The sequence below is a fragment of the Candidatus Tumulicola sp. genome, from assembly GCA_035601835.1.
Taxonomy (GTDB): domain Bacteria; phylum Vulcanimicrobiota; class Vulcanimicrobiia; order Eremiobacterales; family Eremiobacteraceae; genus DATNNM01.
On sequence record DATNNM010000011.1, the window covers coordinates 86,693 to 106,443 of the forward strand.

Genomic DNA, 19,751 nt, shown 5'->3' on the forward strand with positions numbered 1-19,751 from the left:
TTCACTCTTCGCGAAGCGCGACCTCGAGCATCGGTTCGCGCAGGGGCACGTCGATGCAGCGATGGAGCAGTTCGGCTTCGCTGAGCGTCTCCGCCGGAAACGAGAAACGCCGCATCTGCCGGCCATCCGCGTCGCGCGCGGTGCCGGTCACGCCAAGCGGCTCGGCGATGCGCTCGAGTTCGAGCGCCGCCTGCGTGCGCAGCGCGCCGAAACGCACCGACTCCAGCCGGCCCACGCCATCGCCCTCGCCCGGCACCGGCACGATGCGCACGCAACCGCGCAAAGAAGGCTGGCGGCTCGTCATCCAGCTCGAGAGCAGCAGCGCGCGAGCCGACGGGGACGCCGCGGCCGTCGAGGTCGCCGAGAATTCGATGGCACAGCGATCGAATGCCGGCAGCAACGCCAGCACGGCCGGGTCATCGAAACAGGCGCCGATGGTCGCGCGCCACGGAGCGATGCGCTGCCAATTGAAGTCGCCGATCGCGCTGGCCTCGCCCTGCCGTTCGACCATCCGGCGCAGCGTATCGAGCGCGGCTGCGTTGTCGCCGAAGCGCATCGAATCCACGATGATCTTATGGGCGACTTGGGCCAGCCGGGAGAAGAGGACGCTGCCCGAGGGCGGACCACCGCGCCACCATAGGTACACCGGCATGTCGGACGACAACAGGCTCTCGACCGCAGACGCAGCGCATTCCGCCGATTGGGGACTGGCCGCGATGAAGATCTCCTCGCTGCACACCTTCTCGTGGGCGCACCCCGAGTCGATCCACGAGCGCAGCGCGTCGTCTGCGACTGTGTCATCGCGTATCACGGTGATGACCCGAAGCGGATGCGTGGCGGCAAGCTGGCCGACGATTTGCGAAACCACCGTCTCGGCGCCCGCTTCCTCGACGCACGCGACAAGATTCAGCACGTGGGCGCGCGCGGATGCAGCATCCGCCGTCTGCAACGCCTGCGCGCGCCAGCGCGCGGCCAACGCCGCCTCGACATCGCCGATCTTGACCTCGGTCGCGCCGGAGAAGGCGGTCACGGCTGGCGCCATGAGCGGCCGTCGCGCGCCATGAGTTTATTCGCTTCCGCTGGACCCCACGACCCAGCCGCGTAGTTGGGGAACTTCACACTGCGGTCGGACTGCCATTTCGTCAGGACCGGATCGAGCAGCGCCCACGCCGCCTCCACGCCGTCCGATCGGTCGAACAAGGTTTGATCGCCCTTCATGCAATCGAGGATGAGCCGCTCGTACGGCGATGCATCTTCGGCTCCGAACGTCGCGCCGTACGAGAATTCCATGGCCACCGAGCGGATGCGCATGCTCGGCCCAGGCACCTTTGCGCCGAATTTGAGCGTGATGCCCTCGTCGGGCTGGATACGCAGGGCGAGCACGTTGCCCTCCAGCGGTTCGAGCTGCGTCTTCCGGAACGGGAGGTGCGGCGCTTCCTTGAACTGGATGGCGATATCGGTGACGCGCTTCGTCAGACGCTTGCCGGAGCGGATATAGAACGGCACGCCCGCCCAGCGCCAGTTGTCCACGTACAACTTGAACGCGGCGTAGGTCGGCGTGATGGAGTCGGGCGCTACCCCGGGCTCCTCGCGATAGCCCATCACCTTTTCGCCCGCGACAAAGCCCTTGCCGTATTGCCCGCGCACGCACGCGCTCACGCCGTCGTCGATATCCAGCGGTCGAACCGCTTCGACGACGCGCACCTTCTCATCACGAAAGTCGGTGGCATTGAACGTCTGGGGCGGTTCCATGGCGACGAGCGAGAGCAGCTGCAGCGCGTGGTTCTGGATGACGTCGCGCACCACGCCGGTCTCCTCATAGAAGTTGGCGCGGCCCTCGATGCCGATGTTCTCCGCGATCGTTATCTGCACGTGATCCACGTAGCGGCGATTCCAAATCGGTTCGAAAATGCCGTTGGCGAAACGCAGCACCGAGATGTTCTGGACGGTCTCCTTACCCAGGTAGTGGTCGATGCGGTAGATCTGATCTTCGCGGACGTACGAAAGCATCTCGGTGTTGAGGGCCTTCGCGGAGGCGAGGTCGCGCCCGAACGGCTTCTCGACGATGATGCGCACCGATCCGCTCGGCTTCCCGTCAGCCTGGCCCGCCAGTCCGGCCGCGTGCAATTGGCCGACGATGAGACCGAAAAGACTCGCCGGCGTGGCGATATAGAAGATGCGATTGCCTGCCGTCCCGTGCTTTTCGTCGTTTTCCGCGAGCAGGGTCTTCAGCGCGGCGAAAGCCTGCGCATCGGTAAAATCGCCACAGAGGTAGTATGAGCGATCGGCGAGGGCGTTCACCACGCCATCGTCGCGCACGCGAACCTCGTCGGAGTGCGCCACAGACTCCTTGAGCGTCTCCCGGAACGCCGCCTCATCCATCGGATTGCGCGCGAAGCCGACGACGCAGAAATTCGGCGGCACGAGATTGGCCTGCGTGAGATTGTAGATGGCCGGCAGCAGCTTGCGCCGCGTGAGATCGCCCGCCGCGCCGAAGATGACGAGTTGGCACGGCTGCGAGGCGCGGTCTTCGCGCAAGCCTTCGCGAAACGGGTTGACCCGGGAGATGTCAGTCGTCTGCATCTATGTGGTAGCCCGTAGGCCGTTTTCCGCCTTATTGATTAGCTCTTGAAACATCTCATGCTCCAGTACGGCGAACCCTGTATCGGAGCAGGCGTCTCCCCGTTGCATCCCCTCGCGCGCACAGGAAAGAGCATCCGCAAATTTCCCTTCCGCGCAAAGGACTGCTGCCTCCGCTCTTAGTTCGGTGTGTCTATGGGCGCCACGGCCCAGCCCCTGCTCCAGCATCGCTCTCGCTCTCTCCACCGATCCATAACCCGCCGCGAAATAAGCGCCATCGAGCAATGGGCCCGGAAGCGGCTGTTGGCCGGTCTTAGGCTTGCCCTTCTCCATTGCGGCTAACACTGCGCCCGCGCCGTCAAGGTCGGCCTTGTCCATGTAATAGTAATACAGGAGCATTCCGCCGATCGGCTCCATGTCGGGGACCGATTTGAGCCGCGCGATACAACTCTCATCCCATTCACGCGGGCGAAGTCCATCAAGTGAAGATCCCATCAATGTCAGCGTAGCCTCGGCAAGGCGAAATGTGTGCGTTCGGAAGAGCGCTCCCAGCAGTTGCAATCCGTCGGAACGTGCCATCCCTGTCTTAACGGGCACGAGAGTGGTGATTGCAACAAAAAACGAAACGCTCCCAACGACCACCGAGAGTATCAAGCCGGCAGATCCGGGCGAGAGGTGTGGCGCAATCGCGAAGCATAGCGCACTGAAGACGAGAGAACCAACGGGGCCACCCAAGATTACCAAGGCAAAACGCAACCCGACAAGACGTGAACCTGTTGGTACCGCAAACGTCAGACCATGGAATGACGCGAGGGGCGGCATTCGAGTAATGACCCGATATCCGCCCTCATCTTTAAATATGCAGAACGGTCCAAACAGAAAGACTAGAAGGCGAAATCGCACCAACCAGCCGACCATAGCGTGGCCCAGCTCGTGTACAGGGACGGCGACTATCCAATAAGCGAGAAAACCAGCCAGGACGCCCAAACCAATTGCGCTCCAATCACTGGCTGTGGACAGCCAGTACGCCGACGCAAGGAGAAAGCCAGCGCATGCCACGAACGCCAAAACGACAAGGACATTGAATCTCGGAGATTCTCTCTCGATAACCAGCGGCGAAACATCGGCGCTTGACTCAGCCATCCGAATAACTACGCTCGCGAATGATCGACGGGCTCCGGATGGAGCGCATGGCCGCCGAACTCGTTGCGCAGCGCAGCGACCACCTTAGCGGCGTACGAATCGTCTTGACGCGAGCGAAAGCGCATGAGCAGTGAAAGCGTCAGCACGGGAGCGGGCACCGAGAAATCGATCGCGTCTTTGACGGTCCAGCGGCCTTCGCCGGTGTCGTCCACATAACCGCGTATCTGCGCGAGATCGCGGTCGCCGGCGAATGCGAGCTCGGCGAGTTCGAGCAGCCAAGAGCGGATGACGCTGCCTTGGTTCCACAAGTGGCTGATGCCGCGCATGTCAAGCTTGTCGCCGAACTCGGATGCGCGCATGATCTCGAAGCCTTCGCCGTACGCCTCCATCATCCCGTACTCGATGCCGTTGTGCACCATCTTGACGAAATGGCCGGCGCCGACGGGGCCCACGCGCAAGTATCCGTCTTTGGGCGCCAACGTCAAGAAGATCGGTTCGAGGCGCTTGCACACGGCTGCATCGCCGCCCACCATCAGGCAGTAGCCGACCTTCAAACCCCAGATGCCGCCGGAAACGCCGGCGTCGATGAAATCGATGCCGCGGGCGGCAAGGTCTAAAGCTTGCTGCTGTCCGTCCTTCCAGTACGAGTTGCCGCCGTCGATGACGACATCGCCCTTTTCGAGCAGCGTGGCGAGCTGCGCGATCGTGTCATTCGTCGGCGGTCCGGATGGGACCATCACCCACGCGGCGCGCGGCGGCTTCAACGCCTTTACCAGATCGCCGAGCGAAGCGCAGCCGACGGCGCCTCGCGCCGCGGATTCTTTCACGGCATCCGGATTGCGGTCAAACGCGGCGACGGTGTGACCGCCTTCGAGCAGACGTTGCACCATGTTCGCGCCCATGCGCCCGAGACCGATCATTCCTAGCTGCATGAAATCGCCTTATCTTCTTCGAGTGCTAAGGTTAATGCGGCATGCCAGACTTTAGTCTGGCGCCGTTGGAGTACGCATCGACTGCCGCCAGCAAGGCTTCGAGGCCTTTGTCCACCGCGTCGCCCAAATCGATCCGCATGACGCGTCGCCCGTGCGCTTGCAAAGACTGAAAATCTCCCAGCGATTGCGCCGCGACGAGGGTGCCGAAATCAAACGCCTGGCCTGGGATCGGGAGCACGGGGCCGTCGCGGCCGACGAGCTGGATGAACAGACCGGTATTCGGCCCGCCCTTGTGCAGCTGGCCGGTCGAGTGCAGGAAGCGCGGGCCGTAACCAAGCGTTGTCGCGGCGCGTGTGGCGTCGCGCAGCGCGGCGCGGGCGCGCTGCAAGGTCTCGTCTCGGCGCGGTGTTTGTTGCACGAAGGCCATGAGCGCGAGGTAATCGCCCGGCTTCGCCGCCCGCAGAAACGCCGCCAGCGCGGCGCCATCCTGCGGCGGCGACGCCGGCGCTTGCGGCAGCGCGCCGCCTTTTGCCTGCGCGAGAATGCGGCTGGTGTTGTCTTTGCTCTCCTGGACATTGGGCTGGTCGAAAGCGTCGACGCCGATCAGCGCTCCCACCGTCGCCGTCGCGAACTCCCAGCGGAAGAACTCCTCGCCGAGATCGAATTTGTCGCGAAGACTGATGCGCACGACCGGGTGTCCGGCGCGGGCGAGCCTGCCAAGCCGTTCGTCGAACGTAGCGTCATCGCCGAGCCGCATGTGGACGAACACCCGGTCGCCGCCGTATGCCGCCGGATCCCCCAGTGGCTCTTGCGATACCGGTATGAGGCCGCGGCCCTCCTTGCCCAAACTCTCGGCGATGAGCTGCTCGAGCCAAAGACCAAACGTCGAGATGCCGGGCGAGGCGAGGATGGTCACCTTGTCGCGGCCTTTTTTTGTGGCCAAATCGGCGAGCGCTGCGCCCAGCGTAACCCCAGGATGTTCGGCCGCCGGCACGCCCGCGGCGCACGCCTGCGCCATGCGACGCGCGCGTTCGAGCAGCGCGCCGATGTCGACCCCGCCACACGCCGCAGGCACAAGGCCGAAGAACGAGAGCGCTGAGTAACGGCCGCCGATGTCCTCGGGGTTGAGGAAGATCTTGCGGAAGCCGCGATCCCGCGCCAACTTTTCGAGCGACGTCCCAGGGTCGGTGATGCACGCGAAGCGGCCGGCTGCGGCGGCGGCGCTGCCAAGGGCGGCCGTCGCCTTGACGAAAAAATACTCGGAGAACGATCGGCTCTCGAGCGTGCCGCCCGACTTGCTCGACTCGATGAACATGGTCTTGCGGATGTCGATCTTCGATTCGACCTCGGCGATCGCGGCGGGCACGGTGCTGTCGAGCACCAGTATTTCAGGGTAGCCGCTGCGCGTGCCGAACGTCTCGCGCAGCACGATCGGGCAGAGGCTCGAGCCGCCCATGCCCATGACGACGACGTGCGTCAACCCATCTTTTCGGATGGCCTCGACGAACGCGTCGATTTCCTCGGTGCGATGGTGCATCATGTCGGGCGAGGAGAGCCAGCCGAGCCGGTCGCGGATGATCGCGGCGTGCTCCGCATCGCCCTTCTTCCACAGATCGGGATCGTGTTGCCAGACCCGCGCGACGAAGCGCTGCGCGTCGAGTTGCGCAAGGCTGGCGGCCTGCGCCGCCTTGTCGATGCCGTCGATCGAATGCCGATCGATCGCCGCGCACTGGAACACATCTGCTTTTTTTGAGAGGACGTCGAGCAGCTCTTTATACGATTTTTCAAACGAGGCGATGCCATCGGCGAGCAGTTTGTCCGTGATCTCCTTGAGCGAGATGCCGAGCGACTCAAGTTCCGCGATGACGGCGTTCGCGGCGTCCATGCCCTGCTCGAGGGTCGGCGTGACGATGCCGTGATCTCGAAACGCATCGATGGTCGCCGGCGGCATCGTATCCACCGTGTCCGGGCCGATGAGCGCCTCGACGTAGTACGTGTCCTTGTACTTCGGGTTCTTGGTGGACGTGCTGGCCCACAGCGGGCGCTGGCGCGTCGCACCGGCCTTTGCCAACGCCGTCCAGCGGTCGCTTGCGATCGAGCGCTGGTACAATTGATACAAGCGTTTCGAGTTGGCGATGGCCGTCTTGCCCAGGAGCGCCTCGAGGCGTGACTTCTTAGAAGGATCGGCCGTCGCAAGCGCCTCGATGCGCCGATCGGCCTCGGTATCGACCCGACTGACGAAACACGACGCCACCGAGGCGATCTGGTGCAGCGGAAGATCTTTGTGGCGGCGGTCTTCAAGGCCTGACATGTAGGCGTCGATGACCCGCTCGTAATAGCCCTCGCCGAACATCAGCGTGATGTTGACGTTGAGACCCTCGGCGATGAGCCGGCGGATGACCGGCATGCCTTCGTCGGTCGCCGGGACCTTGATCATCACGTTGGGCCGGTCGACGATCTTCCAAAGCCGGAGCGCCTCGCTGATCGAGCCCTCGATCGTCTTGGCGAGATACGGCGGCAGCTCGAGCGACACGAAACCGTCGCCGCCTTTGCTGGCGTCGTACAGTTCGCGGAAAGCGTCACAGGCCTCGCGGATGTCGTCCGTGGTGAGCACGTCGAACATCTCCTGCGCCGATTTGCCCGCGCTGACCAGCTCTTTGATCGCGGGGTCGTAATCGCTGCTCTCGGCAACGGCCTTTTCGAAGATCGTCGGATTCGAGGTGACGCCGCGCAGGCCGTCCTCTTCGATCAGCCGCTTGAGTTCGCCCGAGCGGGTGAAACCCCGCCGGATATTGTCCAGCCAGAAGCTCTGGCCGAAATCGATGAGCCGCGCGAGCGGATTCGCCATCTCGATTTATCCTTTTCCGGGGCTAAAGCCCCGGCACTACATTTCGGAGCAACTCGCGCGCCACGTCAGCCACGTGTTCGCCGGTGAAACCAAACTTTTGGAAGAGCACGTCAGCGGGCGCCGACGCGCCAAAGCGCGTCATGCCGACAACGCGTCCGTGTTGGCCGACGTAGTGCTCCCAACCGAACGGCACCGCCGCCTCTACGGCCACGCGCGCCTTCACGCTTGGCGGCAGCACTTCGTCGCGATACGATTGCGGCTGACGCTCGAAGATCTCCCAACACGGCAGGCTCACAACGCGCGTCGCGACGCCAGCAGCCTGCAAGATGTCGCGCGCCTTGAGGCAGACGTGCACTTCGGAACCGGTTCCGATGAGAATGGCTTGCGGCGCTCCGCCTTGTTCGCACGCCAGCACGTAGCCGCCGCGTTCGGCGCCGCGCACGGCCTCCGGATCAAAGATGGGAAGCTTTTGGCGCGTGAGCGCAAAGCCGACCGGCCCGTCAGTGTGCTGCAACGCCATCCTATAGCATATCGATGTTTCGTTCGCATCAGCCGGCCGCATGACGGTCATGTTCGGCATGGCGCGCAGGCTCGCCAACTGCTCGATCGATTGGTGGGTCGGCCCATCCTCGCCCAAGCCGATGCTGTCATGCGTCCAGACGTACAACGGGTCGATCTTCATGAGACATGCCAAACGGATCGGCGGTCGCATGTAATCGCTGAAGATGAGGAACGTGGCGCCGAACGCGCGCAGCCCTCCGTGCAGCGTCATGCCGTTGAGCACGGCGCCCATAGCGTGCTCGCGGATGCCGAAGTGGAATTGCCGGCCGGTATAGTTGCCGGCTTCGAAATCGCCCGCGCTGATGTTGGTCTTGTTCGAGACGGCGAGATCGGCTGAACCGCCGAGCAGGAACGGAACCGCCTTGACCAGCGCCGTCAGAGCTTTGCTCGAGGCATCACGCGTGGCCATTGCGCCGTCTTTCGGCGCGAAGCTCGGTAGCGCGTCAGCCCAACCGGCCGGCAGCGCCCCCTTTTGCTCGCGCTGGAACTGGCCGGCCAGATCGGCGTTCGCACCGGCGTAGCGGGCCCACAAGTCGTTCCATTCCTTTTCGAACGCCGCACCGCGGTCGATCGCCGTGCGCATCTCCGACAGCACCTCGTCGGGCACGAGGAAATGCGCGTCTTCGGGCCAGCCGTAGAAGCGCTTCGTCAACTTGCTCTCGTCCTCGCCGAGCGGCTCTCCATGCGCTTCGGCGGTGTCTTGCTTGTGTGGCGCGCCGTAGCCGATGTGCGAGCGGATGCGGAAGAACGAGGGCCGTGGATCCGCCTTCGCGGCTTCAAGCGCTCGATCGATGGCCTCGAGATCGTTGGCGTCTTCGAGCGACTGTGTGTGCCAACCGTAGGCGTCGTACCGCCGGCACACGTCTTCGGTGTCGAAGGCGAGCGACGTGTTGCCTTCGATGGTGATGTGGTTATCGTCGTAGATGAAGATTAGCTTGCCGAGCTTGAGGTGACCCGCGAGCGACGACGCTTCGGAGGCCACGCCTTCCATCATATCGCCGTCGCTGCAGATGACGTACGTCCGATGCTCCACGACGTCGAGCTCAGGCCGGTTGAAGCGCGTCGCGAGAGCGCGTTCTGCGATCGCGAAGCCCACGGCGTTGCCGCACCCCTGACCCAGCGGCCCGGTCGTGGCCTCCACGCCCGGGGTGTGGCCATATTCCGGATGTCCCGGCGTCTTCGAGCCCCACTGCCTGAACTGTTTGAGGTCGTCGAGGCTTAGGTCGTAGCCGGTCAGGAACAACATGGCGTATTGAAGGATGCACGCGTGCCCGGCGGAGAGGATGAAGCGGTCGCGATTGACCCAAGCCGGATTTTTCGGATTGTAGCGCAGGTGCTTCGTCCACAAGACATATGCGAGCGGCGCGAGCGCCATCGCAGTGCCCGGATGGCCGGAATTGGCCTTCTGCACCGAATCCATGGCGAGCGTTCGGATGGTGTTGATGCAAAGCTGGTCGAGGGCCTTGCGATCGAGCGTGGCGGTCGGCTTCAATGTCATTCTCTCTACGAACGATACGTATCCGAAATCGCCCGTGGTTCAGCGTTTCGCCGCTCCCTTGGGCGCGCCCGGGCGCATGTCCTAGAGTTGGGGTGTGAAGCCCAGGTTTTTCACCAGAAACGCGTAGCGGTCCGCCACGTCCTCGATGATCTTGTCGGTCGGGCGGCCTGCGCCGTGTCCGGCCTTCGTCTCCACGCGCAGCAAGACGGGCGCGTCGCCGGCCTGCGCATGCTGCAGCAGCGCTGCGAACTTGAACGAATGCGCGGGGTAGACGCGGTCGTCGTGATCGGAAGTCATCACGAGCGTGGGCGGATAGCGGACTCCGTCTTTCACGTTGTGATCCGGCGAGTATGCGTACAGCCAGCGGAACTGGTCCGCCGACGCCTCGCTCGAGCCGTACTCGGGGACCCACGCCTTGCCGACCGTCCATTTCTGATAGCGCAGCATGTCGAGCACGCCGACTTCGGGGATCGCCGCGCCGAACAGATCCGGGCGCTGGACGAGCACCGCGCCGACCAACAGGCCGCCATTCGAGCCGCCGTTGATCGCCAGTTTGGGCGTCGAGGTGATCTTCTTGTCGATCAGCATTTGCGCGGACGCGATGAAGTCGTCGAAGACGTGCTGCTTGTTATTGAGGCGGCCCGCATCGTGCCACGCCTCGCCGTACTCGCCGCCGCCTCGCAGCACCGCCAGCGCCAACGCGCCGCCCATCTTCATCCACAGCGCAAAGCCCGTCGAGAAAAAAGGCGTCTGCGAGATGTCGAACCCGCCGTAGCCGTAAAGAATCGTAGGCGTCGAGCCGTCGAGCGGCATGTTCTTGGCATGCGTGACGAACACGGGGACCTTTGTGCCGTCCTTCGACGTCGCGAAGAGCAATTCGGTGACGAACCGCGAGCCGTCAAAGGCGACCGCCGGGCGGAGCGCCACCTTGCTTTGTCCGGTCACGGTGTCGTAGCGATAGATCGTCGTCGGGTACGTGAACGAAGCGAACCCGTAATAAGCGATGCGGTCTTTCCGCTTGGCCTCCGGCAATCCGCCGCTGCCGATGCCGGGCAACGCGATCTCACCGTGCGAGCGGCCCGCGATATCGACGACGTGCACGACGGAGTGCGCGTCATGAAGGTATTCCAAATAGAAAGTGTTGCCGATCAGTGAGACGTTCTGGAGGGTGTCGGCCGACTGCGGAACGATGTCGTGCAGCGCGTGCTTGGGATCTTTGACGTCGAACCAGGTCAAGCGGAAGCGCGGCGCGTTCAGGTTGGTTTGGACGTAGATGCGAGTCCCGTCGTCGCCGACCGGATTGTACTGCACATCCGGGTTGAGCGCGTAAACCTCTCGAAACGCGGAATCGGATTCGCCCGGATGCTTCCAAGCGAGGCTGTTGCCGTTGCCCTTCGAGCGGTAGAAGAAGACGTACCGTTCGTCTTCCGTCAGCTGCACCCCGACGAACTCGTCGGGATGCGCCGTGGACGCGTATGCGAGCCGATCGGCCGATTGCGGCGTGCTCAGGCGATGAAACCAGACCTTCTCGACGCCGAGCGCCGCGAGCGTGGTGTTGGCGCTCGTCGGCTTGTCGTAACCGGAATAGTAAAAACCTTTGTCGCCCTCCCACGCCGCGCCGGAGAATTTGGTCCACAGCAGCGTGTCGGGAAGATCGCGGCCGGTCGGCACATCGCGCACGTGCCAGGTCTGCCAATCGGAACCCGATGATTGTGTCGCGTACGCCATGTAGCGCCCGTCGCGCGTGAACGACTGGCCCGAAAGCGCGACCGTGCCGTCCGACGCCAGCGTGTTCGGGTCCAGGAAGACGCGCGCCGGCCCCGTTTCGGAATCTCGGATGTATAAGACGTCTTGGTTCTGCAGCCCGCTGTTGCGGAAGTAGAACCAGTGCTTGCCTTCGTGGAAGGGCGCGCTCAAGCGCTCGTAGTTGCGCAGCGCGCGATACGCATCGCGGATCTGCGGGCGCTGCGGAATGGCGTCGAGGTATGCGCGTGTGAGGTCGCCTTCGGCCTTCACCCAGGCGGTGGTCTGGGGCGAGTCGACGTCTTCCATCCAGCGATACGGGTCGGCGACCACCGTGCCGAAATAAGTGTCGGTCACGGCGCCGCGCGCTGCGGGTGGATAGGTGAGCTTGGTGCCCGCCGCCGGCGTCGGCTGGGCGCCGAGCATAGCGAGACAGGCGAGCATCAAGAAAGTCGTCAGGATCTGGCGGATCACGGGCACTCTCCTATTTTTTTCAGCGAATCGCGATTCCGGATCGTTGCGTGATGCTGCCGATCACGGCGGCAGCCGCAACGCCGCGTTTGGCAAGGTCTTCCAAGAGACGGTCCGCCGAATCCTCGGCGAGCGAGATGAGGAGACCGCCGGACGTTTGGGCATCGCAAAGCGCGAGGCTCAACTCGGGCGAGACGCTGTCCGCGAACAAAACGCCTGCTGCAAGCGCCTGATCCAAGTTCGTTACGGTGCCGCCGGGAGCGCAGCCACGTGCCGCGAGTTGGATGACGTCGTCGAAAAGCGGTACGGCCGCAGCGTCGATCTTCGCCCCGACATTGCCGGCATGCGTCATTTCAGTCAAGTGCCCGATGAGCCCGAACCCGCTGATATCGGTCGCCGCGTGGACGCGGCCCCGCGCCATCGCTTCCGACGCGGCGCTATTGAGCGTCTCCATCGAAGCCACCGCAGCGGCGAGATCCTCGTCGGCGATCAGATCGCGACGTCGCGCGGTCGTCAAGATCCCGGTGCCCAGCGGCTTAGTCAGGATGAGGAGATCGCCGGCCCGCGCCGTCGAGTTGCGGATGATGCGGTCCGGATGCACGATGCCCGTCACGGACAATCCGTATTTCGGCTCCGGATCTTTGACCGTGTGTCCGCCGATGACGTCGATGCCGGCCTCGCGCGCCTTCTCCACCCCGCCGGCCAGTATATCGGATAAGACCGACAGCGGCAGGCCTTCCTCAGGAAACGCGGCGATGGCCAGCGCGCTCACGGGGCGCGCGCCCATGGCGTAGATGTCGGAGAGCGAATTCGCTGCGGCGATGCGCCCGAACGTGCGTGGATCGTCCACGATCGGCGTGAAGAAGTCAACGCTCAAGACAAGCGCGATGTCGGAGCTCAAGCGATACACGCCGGCATCGTCAGCCGATGCGTTGCCGACCAGCACGTTCGGATCGGTTATGCGGGGGAGTCCGCCCAGGACTTGCGCGAGCACGCTCGCGTCAACCTTGGACGCTCAACCGGCGCAGGAGACCATGTGCGTCAAGCGCGTGATGTCGCTCCGCGTCATCCTTACCATCACCTCCTTCCGCTGCCTCGCAACCTTTCGAGTTCAGTCTGTTGCTGAGCGCGCCCTTCGTATAAGGACCGCGCGAAAATGCGGCGAATGGAGCGACGATGGAGGAACTGCTGCTCATACCCGGTCCGGTCACTGTCGCACCCGACGTCATGGCGGCGGCCGCCCGTCCGATGCAAAACCATCGCGGCCCGTCGGCCGCGAAACTGTACGCCAAGCTCAACGAGCAGCTCCAAGACGTCTTCCAGACCAAGCAACCGGTGCTGTTGCTCGGCTCCTCGGGCACGGGCGGGCTCGAGGCGGCGATCGTCAACCTCTTTTCTCCCGGCGACTCGATCCTGGCGATGCCGATGGGCGCGTTCGGCGACCGCGCGCTGAAGATCGCACGGACCTTCGGCGCGAACGTCGAGGTGATCGACACGGAGTGGGGCGCGGGCGTCGACCCCGAGCGGCTGCGCGAGCGGCTTTCGCGAGACCGAGAAGGCCGGATCAAAGGCGTTCTCGTCACGCATAACGAGACATCGACCGGCGCGGCGTGCGATCTCGAGGCGCTGGCGCGCGCGCGCGGCGATCATCCTGCCCTGCTCGTCGTGGACGCGGTGAGCAGCGTCGGGGCGCTGGACGTGCGCATGGACGAATGGCATATCGACGCGCTGGTCGCGGCCTCGCAAAAAGCTCTCGGCGGCCTCCCCGGAGCGGCGATGATCGCGCTTTCGGAGCGCGGTTGGCATGCCGCCGAAACCGCCGCCATGCCGCATTTTTACTTCGATTTGAGGCATGCTCGGGCCGCCCTGGCCAAGGGGCAGACCTCCTGGACACCCCCCTTCAACGTCCTATTGGCTCTCGAACGTGCGTCCGATAACTATACCAAGGAAGGGCGGCACGCCGCCTTTGCCCGCCACGCTCTCTTCGCTCAGGCGATTCGAGCGGGTTGCACGGCGCTCGGACTCTCGCTCTTCGCTCGTCCCGGATCCTATTCGAATACGGTGACGGCGGTGAGCGCGGGACCCGGCATCGACCACAAGGCTTTGCAGCAGGCGCTGCGCGAGCGGTATGGAGTGGTCGTCGGCGGCGGGCAGATCAAGCTGGAAGGCAAGGTCATCCGCATTGGCAACATGGGCGCCATCGGGCCAAGAGACATCATCGCCGCGCTGGGCGCGCTCGAAATGGTCTTGCGCGACTTCGGTCTCCGGGTTTCGCCGGGTGCCGGGATCAACGCGGCAACCGAGGTCCTGATCGAAAGCGCTGCCGCGCGAGCGTAGGCGCCTCGGACGAAAAACTTGGGGGTTCAATCGCAGTGAATCGATTCGTTCGTCTTTCGACGCTTTCGCGCTGTCTCGCCATAGTCGTCGCCCTTGCCTGCGTTGGCATGGTGGCGCTTCCGCAATCGATGCCCGCGCGCGGCGACTCGTCGCAAGCGCTGGCGGTATCAACGCTGGAGAATTCGGCGAACGCGCCGGCGGACGTGCTACACAACCTCAGCCAAGCGCTGTACGACGGCGCGGCCTCAAGCGGCCGCTTCGAGATGCGCGGCGGCGGTCCGCTGGCCGTCAAGCCTGCGCTCACCGGCGACATCATGCTTTCCGCGCTCGGCGCCGCATCCGGCGCGCAAGCCGGCCAAGTCATCATCGGCGACCTCGTCAAATATCAAAGCGGTCAGATCTCGTACCGATTGCAGCTGTATCGCGTACACCCGGTGCAGGCCATGCGCTCGCAGTTCTTCACGCAAAGCTTCACCCCCAACGACTACCGCTCGTTGGTTTCGAAGTTCTCATCCGACGTCGCGACCCTTGAGGCGCCGCGCAGCGGCGTCGGCACGATTTGGTCTATGGAAGGCGGCTTGCACGCCGATCTCGGGCTGATCGAGGGATTCCATCTCGGACAACGCTTCAACGTCGTTCGCAACGGCCAAAAAACTGCAGAAGCCGAGATCTCAAAGATCAGCGATCAAGACGCGATCGTTGTGATCTCCAACACGAGCGGCGGCTACAAGCCGGCGATCGGCGACAGGCTGATCAGCCAAGACCCGGTGTCTCAGGATGCCGCCGGTGCGGCGGCCGGACCGGTCCCTGGCAGCGGCGGCGGCAACGGCGGGTTCACGGTCGTAGGCGTGATCCTCGGGGCGGCGGCCGCGATTCTCGGTCTATCCAATCACAGCAAGGCGCCGACGATAGCGTGCGGCGTCGGCTGCTCGCCCGCGCCGACCTCGACCGCGGGCTCATTCGCCGTAGGGTGCGTGCACGACACCAGCAATCCGCCGAACTTCACGTGCACGTTCACCAAGCCCGTGCAAGGCGCGGCGACGTTCAATTTCGGCAACTTGAGCACGATTTTCGTGACGACGTTTGTGAGCGGTGTCCAGCAAGGCCCGACGCAGACGATGGCTCAGTTCAGCGGTAACAGCCAGCTCTTCGATGCCGGCGGAAGTATTCTGACGTTTCGGCCACCGATCGGGTTCGTGTCGGGAACGACCGTGAATATCACGTTCACAAGCCAGATCCTAGCCACCGACTCGACGCCGCTGACCACCATCACGTATAGCCCCACGTTCTCCGTAGCTCGGCATCCGCTCTCAGTCCCGGCCGGGCCGCGGATCCCCATACACTAATCGTAGCACGGGTTATGTAGGGCCGGGGCTTGTAGCCCCGGTCTTTTTTTTATATCCGGTGGTGCTTCAGCACGAAGGTCGCGATCGGACGGACGAGCGACGGGGTGGACTGCTCGATGAAGGCGTTCGCCGGCTGGTTCAGGCTGTCGATCGCTCTCGCGCTGGGCGAAGCTCGCAGCGCGGCGTGCACATCCTTATCTATAGGAAAGAAGAGCGCGATGAAGAGGATCAGCCACAGCACGAACAGGGCCTTGGCGCAGCCGACGAGTCCTCCGCCGATACGGCTGAAGAACACGAGGATGGGCGGAAGCGGGATGCGCTCGAGCATGTAGCCCAGCGCGCGCACGGCCGCGAAGACGATCAAGAAGATCAGCCAAAACGCGATGAGGTGCATGGCGGCGTCCGACAGGCTTCGCCAAAACGGGAACACCGCCGCCACGACGCCCGAAAGCGCTCCCGCCACGAGCCACCCAAGGGCGATCGCGGCCAAGACGCTCGCCTCGCGGACGAATCCCGAGCGGAACCCGCCCCAAAACGTGACGGCGAGCGTGAGCGCGACGAAGACATCCGGCCAACTCACTCGCGCAAATGGGCTCCGAACTTCTCGCGAAGCGCTTCGATGATGACGCGGAGACCTGCGTCTGCCTCGGCATCGGTGATGGTTCCATCCGCCTTGCGCAAGCTCACGGTCAGGGCCACGCTCTTCTTGCCGGCGCCGATCTGCGGGCCGCGGTACTCATCAAAAGAACTGACGCTCTCGAACGTCGCGACGCCCGCGCCGCGCGCGGCTTGCATGAGGTCGGCCGCGCTCACGTTTTCCGCGACCACCACCGCAAGGTCGCGTTTGGTCCCCGGAAAACGCGGAAGCGCTTTGAGCGGCAGCACCGGTCGCGTCTTCGGCAGGTTCTCGAGGTAGAGCACGAACGCGTACGATGCCTCGGGCAGTTCGTAGGCACGCGCCAGGCGCGGGTGAAGCCGCCCGAATTTGGCGACGACCTTCCCCTCGAGCGTGACGTTGCCGGCAGCGCCGGGATGGAAATAGAAGCGCGGATGCTGCGTTGTCTCGCCGGGCGTCCCCGCGAGCGTTGTGATGACCGATTCGACTTCGCCCTTGACCGCGAGCAGGTGCCGGTCGATCGCAGCATCCGCCTCGAGCTCCGCGAAGGCTGCCACGCCGCACAGCGAGGGCCATTCAAACACGCCGTTTTCCGAATAGGCGCCGTCCGGGGCCGTACCCGGGGCTAAAGCCCCGGCACTACATTTGGCTTTTTCTGAATCGAGCGGGCGGAAGATGTGGCCGGTTTCGAAGAGGCGCAACGGTGCAGGCGTCTTTTTCCACCAGCGCGCCGCGATCGTCAACACCCCGGGCAAAAGGCTGGGCCTCACAAAGCGCTGCTCGTCTGAAAGCGGATTGGTGATGCCGACCAGCTTGGGCCAGAACGGCAAACCCGAGCGTTCCCAATCGGCGATGACGCGAGTCCCCTGCAGCGCCAGCGTGACGACTTCGTGATAGCCGAGCGTGGCAAGCGTCTGCGCCAACGCGCTCTCCTGATCGAAGAGGCTCTCGTCGATCGTCTGCGGAGAGGCGACGGAGGGGCGCTCCTTGATGCCGTCATAGCCGAGCGCGCGCGCGACCTCTTCGACGACGTCGGTCTCGTCGGCGAGGTCGATGCGCCACCAGGGGATTTCCACTTTCAGCGAAGCACCACCCGAGCTCCGCAATCCGATGGGCGCGATGGCCGCGCTCATCTGCTGCGCGGTGTAGTCGCTTCCGAGCAGGGCGTTGACGCGCGCGGGCCGGGCGCTGATCGTGCGGGGCGCGCCCGGTTTTTCGCCGACATCCACGACGGCGGAAGGCCGTCCGCCGGCTTGCATCAGCAGGCGCGCGGCAGCGCGGCGCCCCAATTCCGGCAGCTCGAGCGGCAGATTTTTTTCATGCCGCGCTGCGCCCTCGGTGCGCAAGCCGAGCGCCAGCGACGCCCTGCGGATGCGAGCGCCGACGAAATTCGGCGATTCGAGGAACAGATCGGTGGTCTTCTCGGTCACGGCCGAGCGCACACCGCCGAAAATGCCGGCGACCCCGACGACGCCCTCGCCGTCGGCGATGACGGGCGTGCCTTCGAGCAGCTCGCGCTCGACGCCGTCCAATGTGACGACCTTCTCGCCGGCACGCGCCGCGCGCGCGACGATGCCCTTGCCGCGCACGAGCTTCGCGTCGTAGAAATGCAGCGGTTGAGCGGTCTCGATCTGCACGAAATTGGAGACGTCGACGAGGTAGTTCAGCGAACGCACGCCGGCAGCGTGAAGGCGCAGCGTCATCCACATCGGCGACCGCCCGCCGCGAAGACCGGTGAACGTCTGGCCGAGCAAACGCCGGCACACGCTCGGATCCGCGATCTCGACGCCGAGCGGAGATGGCGCCTCGCCTATGCCTGGCGGGTAATCCGGCTCGCGCCATGCGACTTTGAGCCCTGCGGCCAGCTCGCGCGCCAGCCCTATGATCGACAGGCAGTCAGGCCGATTTGCGGGCACGTCGACGTCCAGCAGCGCATCGCCGAATCGCGCCACGCGCCAAAAATCTTCGCCGACCGGAGCGCTGTCCTCCATGATCAAGATGCCGTCGTCGAATTCGCCGGGCAAAGCCAGCTCCGTCGCCGAGCACATCATGCCGTTGGACTCGACGCCGCGCAGGGCGCTTTTGAGGATCGTTTTTATGCGCCCGTGCCCGGCCGCGGCGTCGCTCGAGCCGTGCTCGAAGACGGAAGCGCCGACCAGCGCGATCGGCACCTTATTCCCGGCTGCGACGTTCGCGGCGCCGGTGACGATCTGCAATTTCTCGCGCCCGACGTCGACGCTTCCCACGAGCAAGCGGTCGGCGTTCGGATGCCGCTCGAGTTTCTCGATGCGGCCCACGACGATGTGCTGCGGGGTGGGTTGGGGGACGATATCATCGACGGTCAGTCCCCGCGCCGTGAGCACCTCGGCGATGGTCTGCGCCGGCACGTCAGCGGCGACGAAATCTTTCAGCCACGAGATCGGCGCGCGCACCTACGCGAACTGCTCCAAGAAGGCGGGGTCATTTTCCACGAACAGACGGATGTCGTCGATGCCATGCCGCACCATAGCGATGCGTTCGACGCCGAGGCCGAAGGCCCAGCCGGTGAAGATCTCGGGATCGTATTTCGCCATGCGCAGCACGTTGGGGTGCACCATGCCGCTGCCGCCCATCTCGAGCCAACCCGACCCGCCGCACGTGCGACAGCCGTTTCCGTCGCACACTCCGCACGAGACATCGACCTCCGCGGAGGGCTCGGTGAACGGGAAATATGACGGCCGAAAGCGCGTGCGCCGATTCTCGCCGTAGAGATGCCGGCACAAATCGCTGACGAAGCCTTTGAGGTGGCCGAACGTGATGCCGCGATCGACCTGGAGCCCCTCGATCTGATGGAACTGAAACGAGTGGCGCGCGTCGAGCGAATCCCGCCGATAGCACTTGCCGGGAGCGAGGATCGCTATCGGCGGCGGGTACGCCTCCATCGTGCGCATCTGCACCGGTGACGTGTGTGCCCGCAGCAGCGTGCCGGGGTCGAGATAGAATGTGTCGAGGCCCTCGCGCGCCGGGTGGTCGGCGGGGATGTTCAACGCTTCGAAATTGTAGTATTCGGTCTCGACCTCGGGCCCGGTGACGATCGCAAAGCCGCGCGAGCGAAAAAACGCGACGACGTCGTCTAGGGTCCGGCGCAAGATGTGCACGCTGCCGGTGCGCGGCGGGCCCGCGGTGAGGGTCACATCGTAGGTGCGAGCTAAGCTTCCCTCGACCGCCGCGTTCTCGAGACGAGAGCGCGCGTCGGCGAGCGCGCTCTCGATGCGCGACTTGGCATCGTTTGCAAGACGCCCGAAGGCCGCGCGCTCGGCGGGCGGCATCTTGGCCAGGCCCGCCATGACCAGCGAGAGCCTGCCGCCCTTGCGGCCTAACACCTCGGTGCGCAACGCCTCGAGATCGTCCAGGCTTGTCACGGCCGCCGCGCGCGCGATGACCTCGTTTTCGAGCTGCTGGAGTTGGTCGCTCAACGCCGCTCCTAAATGCAAGATGGCCGCAAACGCTTGCGGCCACCCGGGCTACTCAAAACCTACCTTGAGCTATCTAGTTCGCTGATCCTGATGGCGCCATCAGTCTGTACACGATGTAGGCTTTTACGGAGCCGGTCGCCATGAAAAGCTTCCAAAATAACGCGGGAGAAAGCATCTGGGATGCCTGACCTCCTTGTATTACTCCGTTAGTTCGAACCTGA

13 protein-coding genes are annotated in these 19,751 nt (G+C 64.3%); 2 read left to right on the plus strand and 11 right to left on the minus strand.

The window, feature by feature from the left end; translation table 11 throughout:
* Position 1 precedes the first annotated feature (1 nt).
* The 8 genes from VN934_05200 to selD form a co-directional block, all read right to left on the minus strand.
* Positions 2–1,042, minus strand: a complete 1,041-nt coding sequence (locus VN934_05200) for a glucose-6-phosphate dehydrogenase assembly protein OpcA (GenBank protein HXM18189.1) — start codon at positions 1,040–1,042, stop codon at positions 2–4.
* A complete protein-coding gene (gene zwf / locus VN934_05205) occupies positions 1,027–2,583 on the minus strand; it encodes a glucose-6-phosphate dehydrogenase (GenBank protein ID HXM18190.1) in 1,557 nt (518 codons plus the stop codon). Before zwf ends, VN934_05200 begins: the two co-directional genes overlap by 16 nt.
* Positions 2,584–3,723 (minus strand): hypothetical protein, encoded by a 1,140-nt coding sequence (locus tag VN934_05210; GenBank protein ID HXM18191.1) that lies wholly within the window; start codon positions 3,721–3,723, stop codon positions 2,584–2,586.
* 8 nt (positions 3,724–3,731) lie between these two features.
* Positions 3,732–4,655 (minus strand): decarboxylating 6-phosphogluconate dehydrogenase, encoded by a 924-nt coding sequence (gnd, locus tag VN934_05215; GenBank protein HXM18192.1) that lies wholly within the window; start codon positions 4,653–4,655, stop codon positions 3,732–3,734.
* A gap of 31 nt (positions 4,656–4,686) precedes the next feature.
* Positions 4,687–7,503, minus strand: coding sequence for a bifunctional transaldolase/phosoglucose isomerase (locus VN934_05220; GenBank protein ID HXM18193.1), 2,817 nt, complete (start codon positions 7,501–7,503; stop codon positions 4,687–4,689).
* Between the two features lie 22 nt (positions 7,504–7,525).
* Positions 7,526–9,556: a transketolase gene (gene tkt / locus VN934_05225; GenBank protein ID HXM18194.1), complete on the minus strand. Its 2,031-nt coding sequence runs from the start codon at positions 9,554–9,556 to the stop codon at positions 7,526–7,528.
* Between the two features lie 87 nt (positions 9,557–9,643).
* Positions 9,644–11,779 carry a prolyl oligopeptidase family serine peptidase gene (locus VN934_05230; protein HXM18195.1) on the minus strand — a complete coding sequence of 712 codons (2,136 nt, stop codon included), beginning with the start codon at positions 11,777–11,779 and terminating at the stop codon, positions 9,644–9,646.
* A 19-nt stretch (positions 11,780–11,798) separates the two neighbouring features.
* Entirely contained in the window at positions 11,799–12,845 is a 1,047-nt protein-coding gene (gene selD / locus VN934_05235; GenBank protein ID HXM18196.1) for a selenide, water dikinase SelD, read from the minus strand.
* A gap of 107 nt (positions 12,846–12,952) precedes the next feature.
* On the opposite strand from selD, the gene VN934_05240 reads away from it, so the two are divergent.
* Complete coding sequence (locus VN934_05240) at positions 12,953–14,113, plus strand: alanine--glyoxylate aminotransferase family protein (GenBank protein ID HXM18197.1); 1,161 nt, start codon at positions 12,953–12,955, stop codon at positions 14,111–14,113.
* A 35-nt stretch (positions 14,114–14,148) separates the two neighbouring features.
* Positions 14,149–15,459, plus strand: coding sequence for a hypothetical protein (locus tag VN934_05245; protein HXM18198.1), 1,311 nt, complete (start codon positions 14,149–14,151; stop codon positions 15,457–15,459).
* A gap of 49 nt (positions 15,460–15,508) precedes the next feature.
* On the opposite strand, the gene VN934_05250 is transcribed toward VN934_05245, so the two are convergent.
* From VN934_05250 to pheS, 3 genes are read right to left on the minus strand one after another with little or no spacing between them, the layout of a single operon-like run.
* Entirely contained in the window at positions 15,509–16,039 is a 531-nt protein-coding gene (locus VN934_05250) for a CvpA family protein (GenBank protein ID HXM18199.1), read from the minus strand.
* Positions 16,036–18,507 carry a phenylalanine--tRNA ligase subunit beta gene (gene pheT, locus VN934_05255; GenBank protein ID HXM18200.1) on the minus strand — a complete coding sequence of 824 codons (2,472 nt, stop codon included), beginning with the start codon at positions 18,505–18,507 and terminating at the stop codon, positions 16,036–16,038. Before pheT ends, VN934_05250 begins: the two co-directional genes overlap by 4 nt.
* A complete protein-coding gene (gene pheS / locus VN934_05260) occupies positions 18,508–19,530 on the minus strand; it encodes a phenylalanine--tRNA ligase subunit alpha (protein ID HXM18201.1) in 1,023 nt (340 codons plus the stop codon).
* Between the last annotated feature and the right edge of the window lie 221 nt (positions 19,531–19,751).

Coding starts and splice junctions, on each gene's coding strand:
- zwf (HXM18190.1), bottom strand. CDS start 2,583: ATGCAGACGACTGACATCTCCCGGGTCAACCCGTTTCGCGAAGGCTTG.
- gnd (HXM18192.1), bottom strand. CDS start 4,655: ATGCAGCTAGGAATGATCGGTCTCGGGCGCATGGGCGCGAACATGGTG.
- VN934_05200 (HXM18189.1), bottom strand. CDS start 1,042: ATGGCGCCAGCCGTGACCGCCTTCTCCGGCGCGACCGAGGTCAAGATC.
- VN934_05210 (HXM18191.1), bottom strand. CDS start 3,723: ATGGCTGAGTCAAGCGCCGATGTTTCGCCGCTGGTTATCGAGAGAGAA.
- VN934_05240 (HXM18197.1), top strand. CDS start 12,953: ATGGAGGAACTGCTGCTCATACCCGGTCCGGTCACTGTCGCACCCGAC.
- VN934_05220 (HXM18193.1), bottom strand. CDS start 7,503: ATGGCGAATCCGCTCGCGCGGCTCATCGATTTCGGCCAGAGCTTCTGG.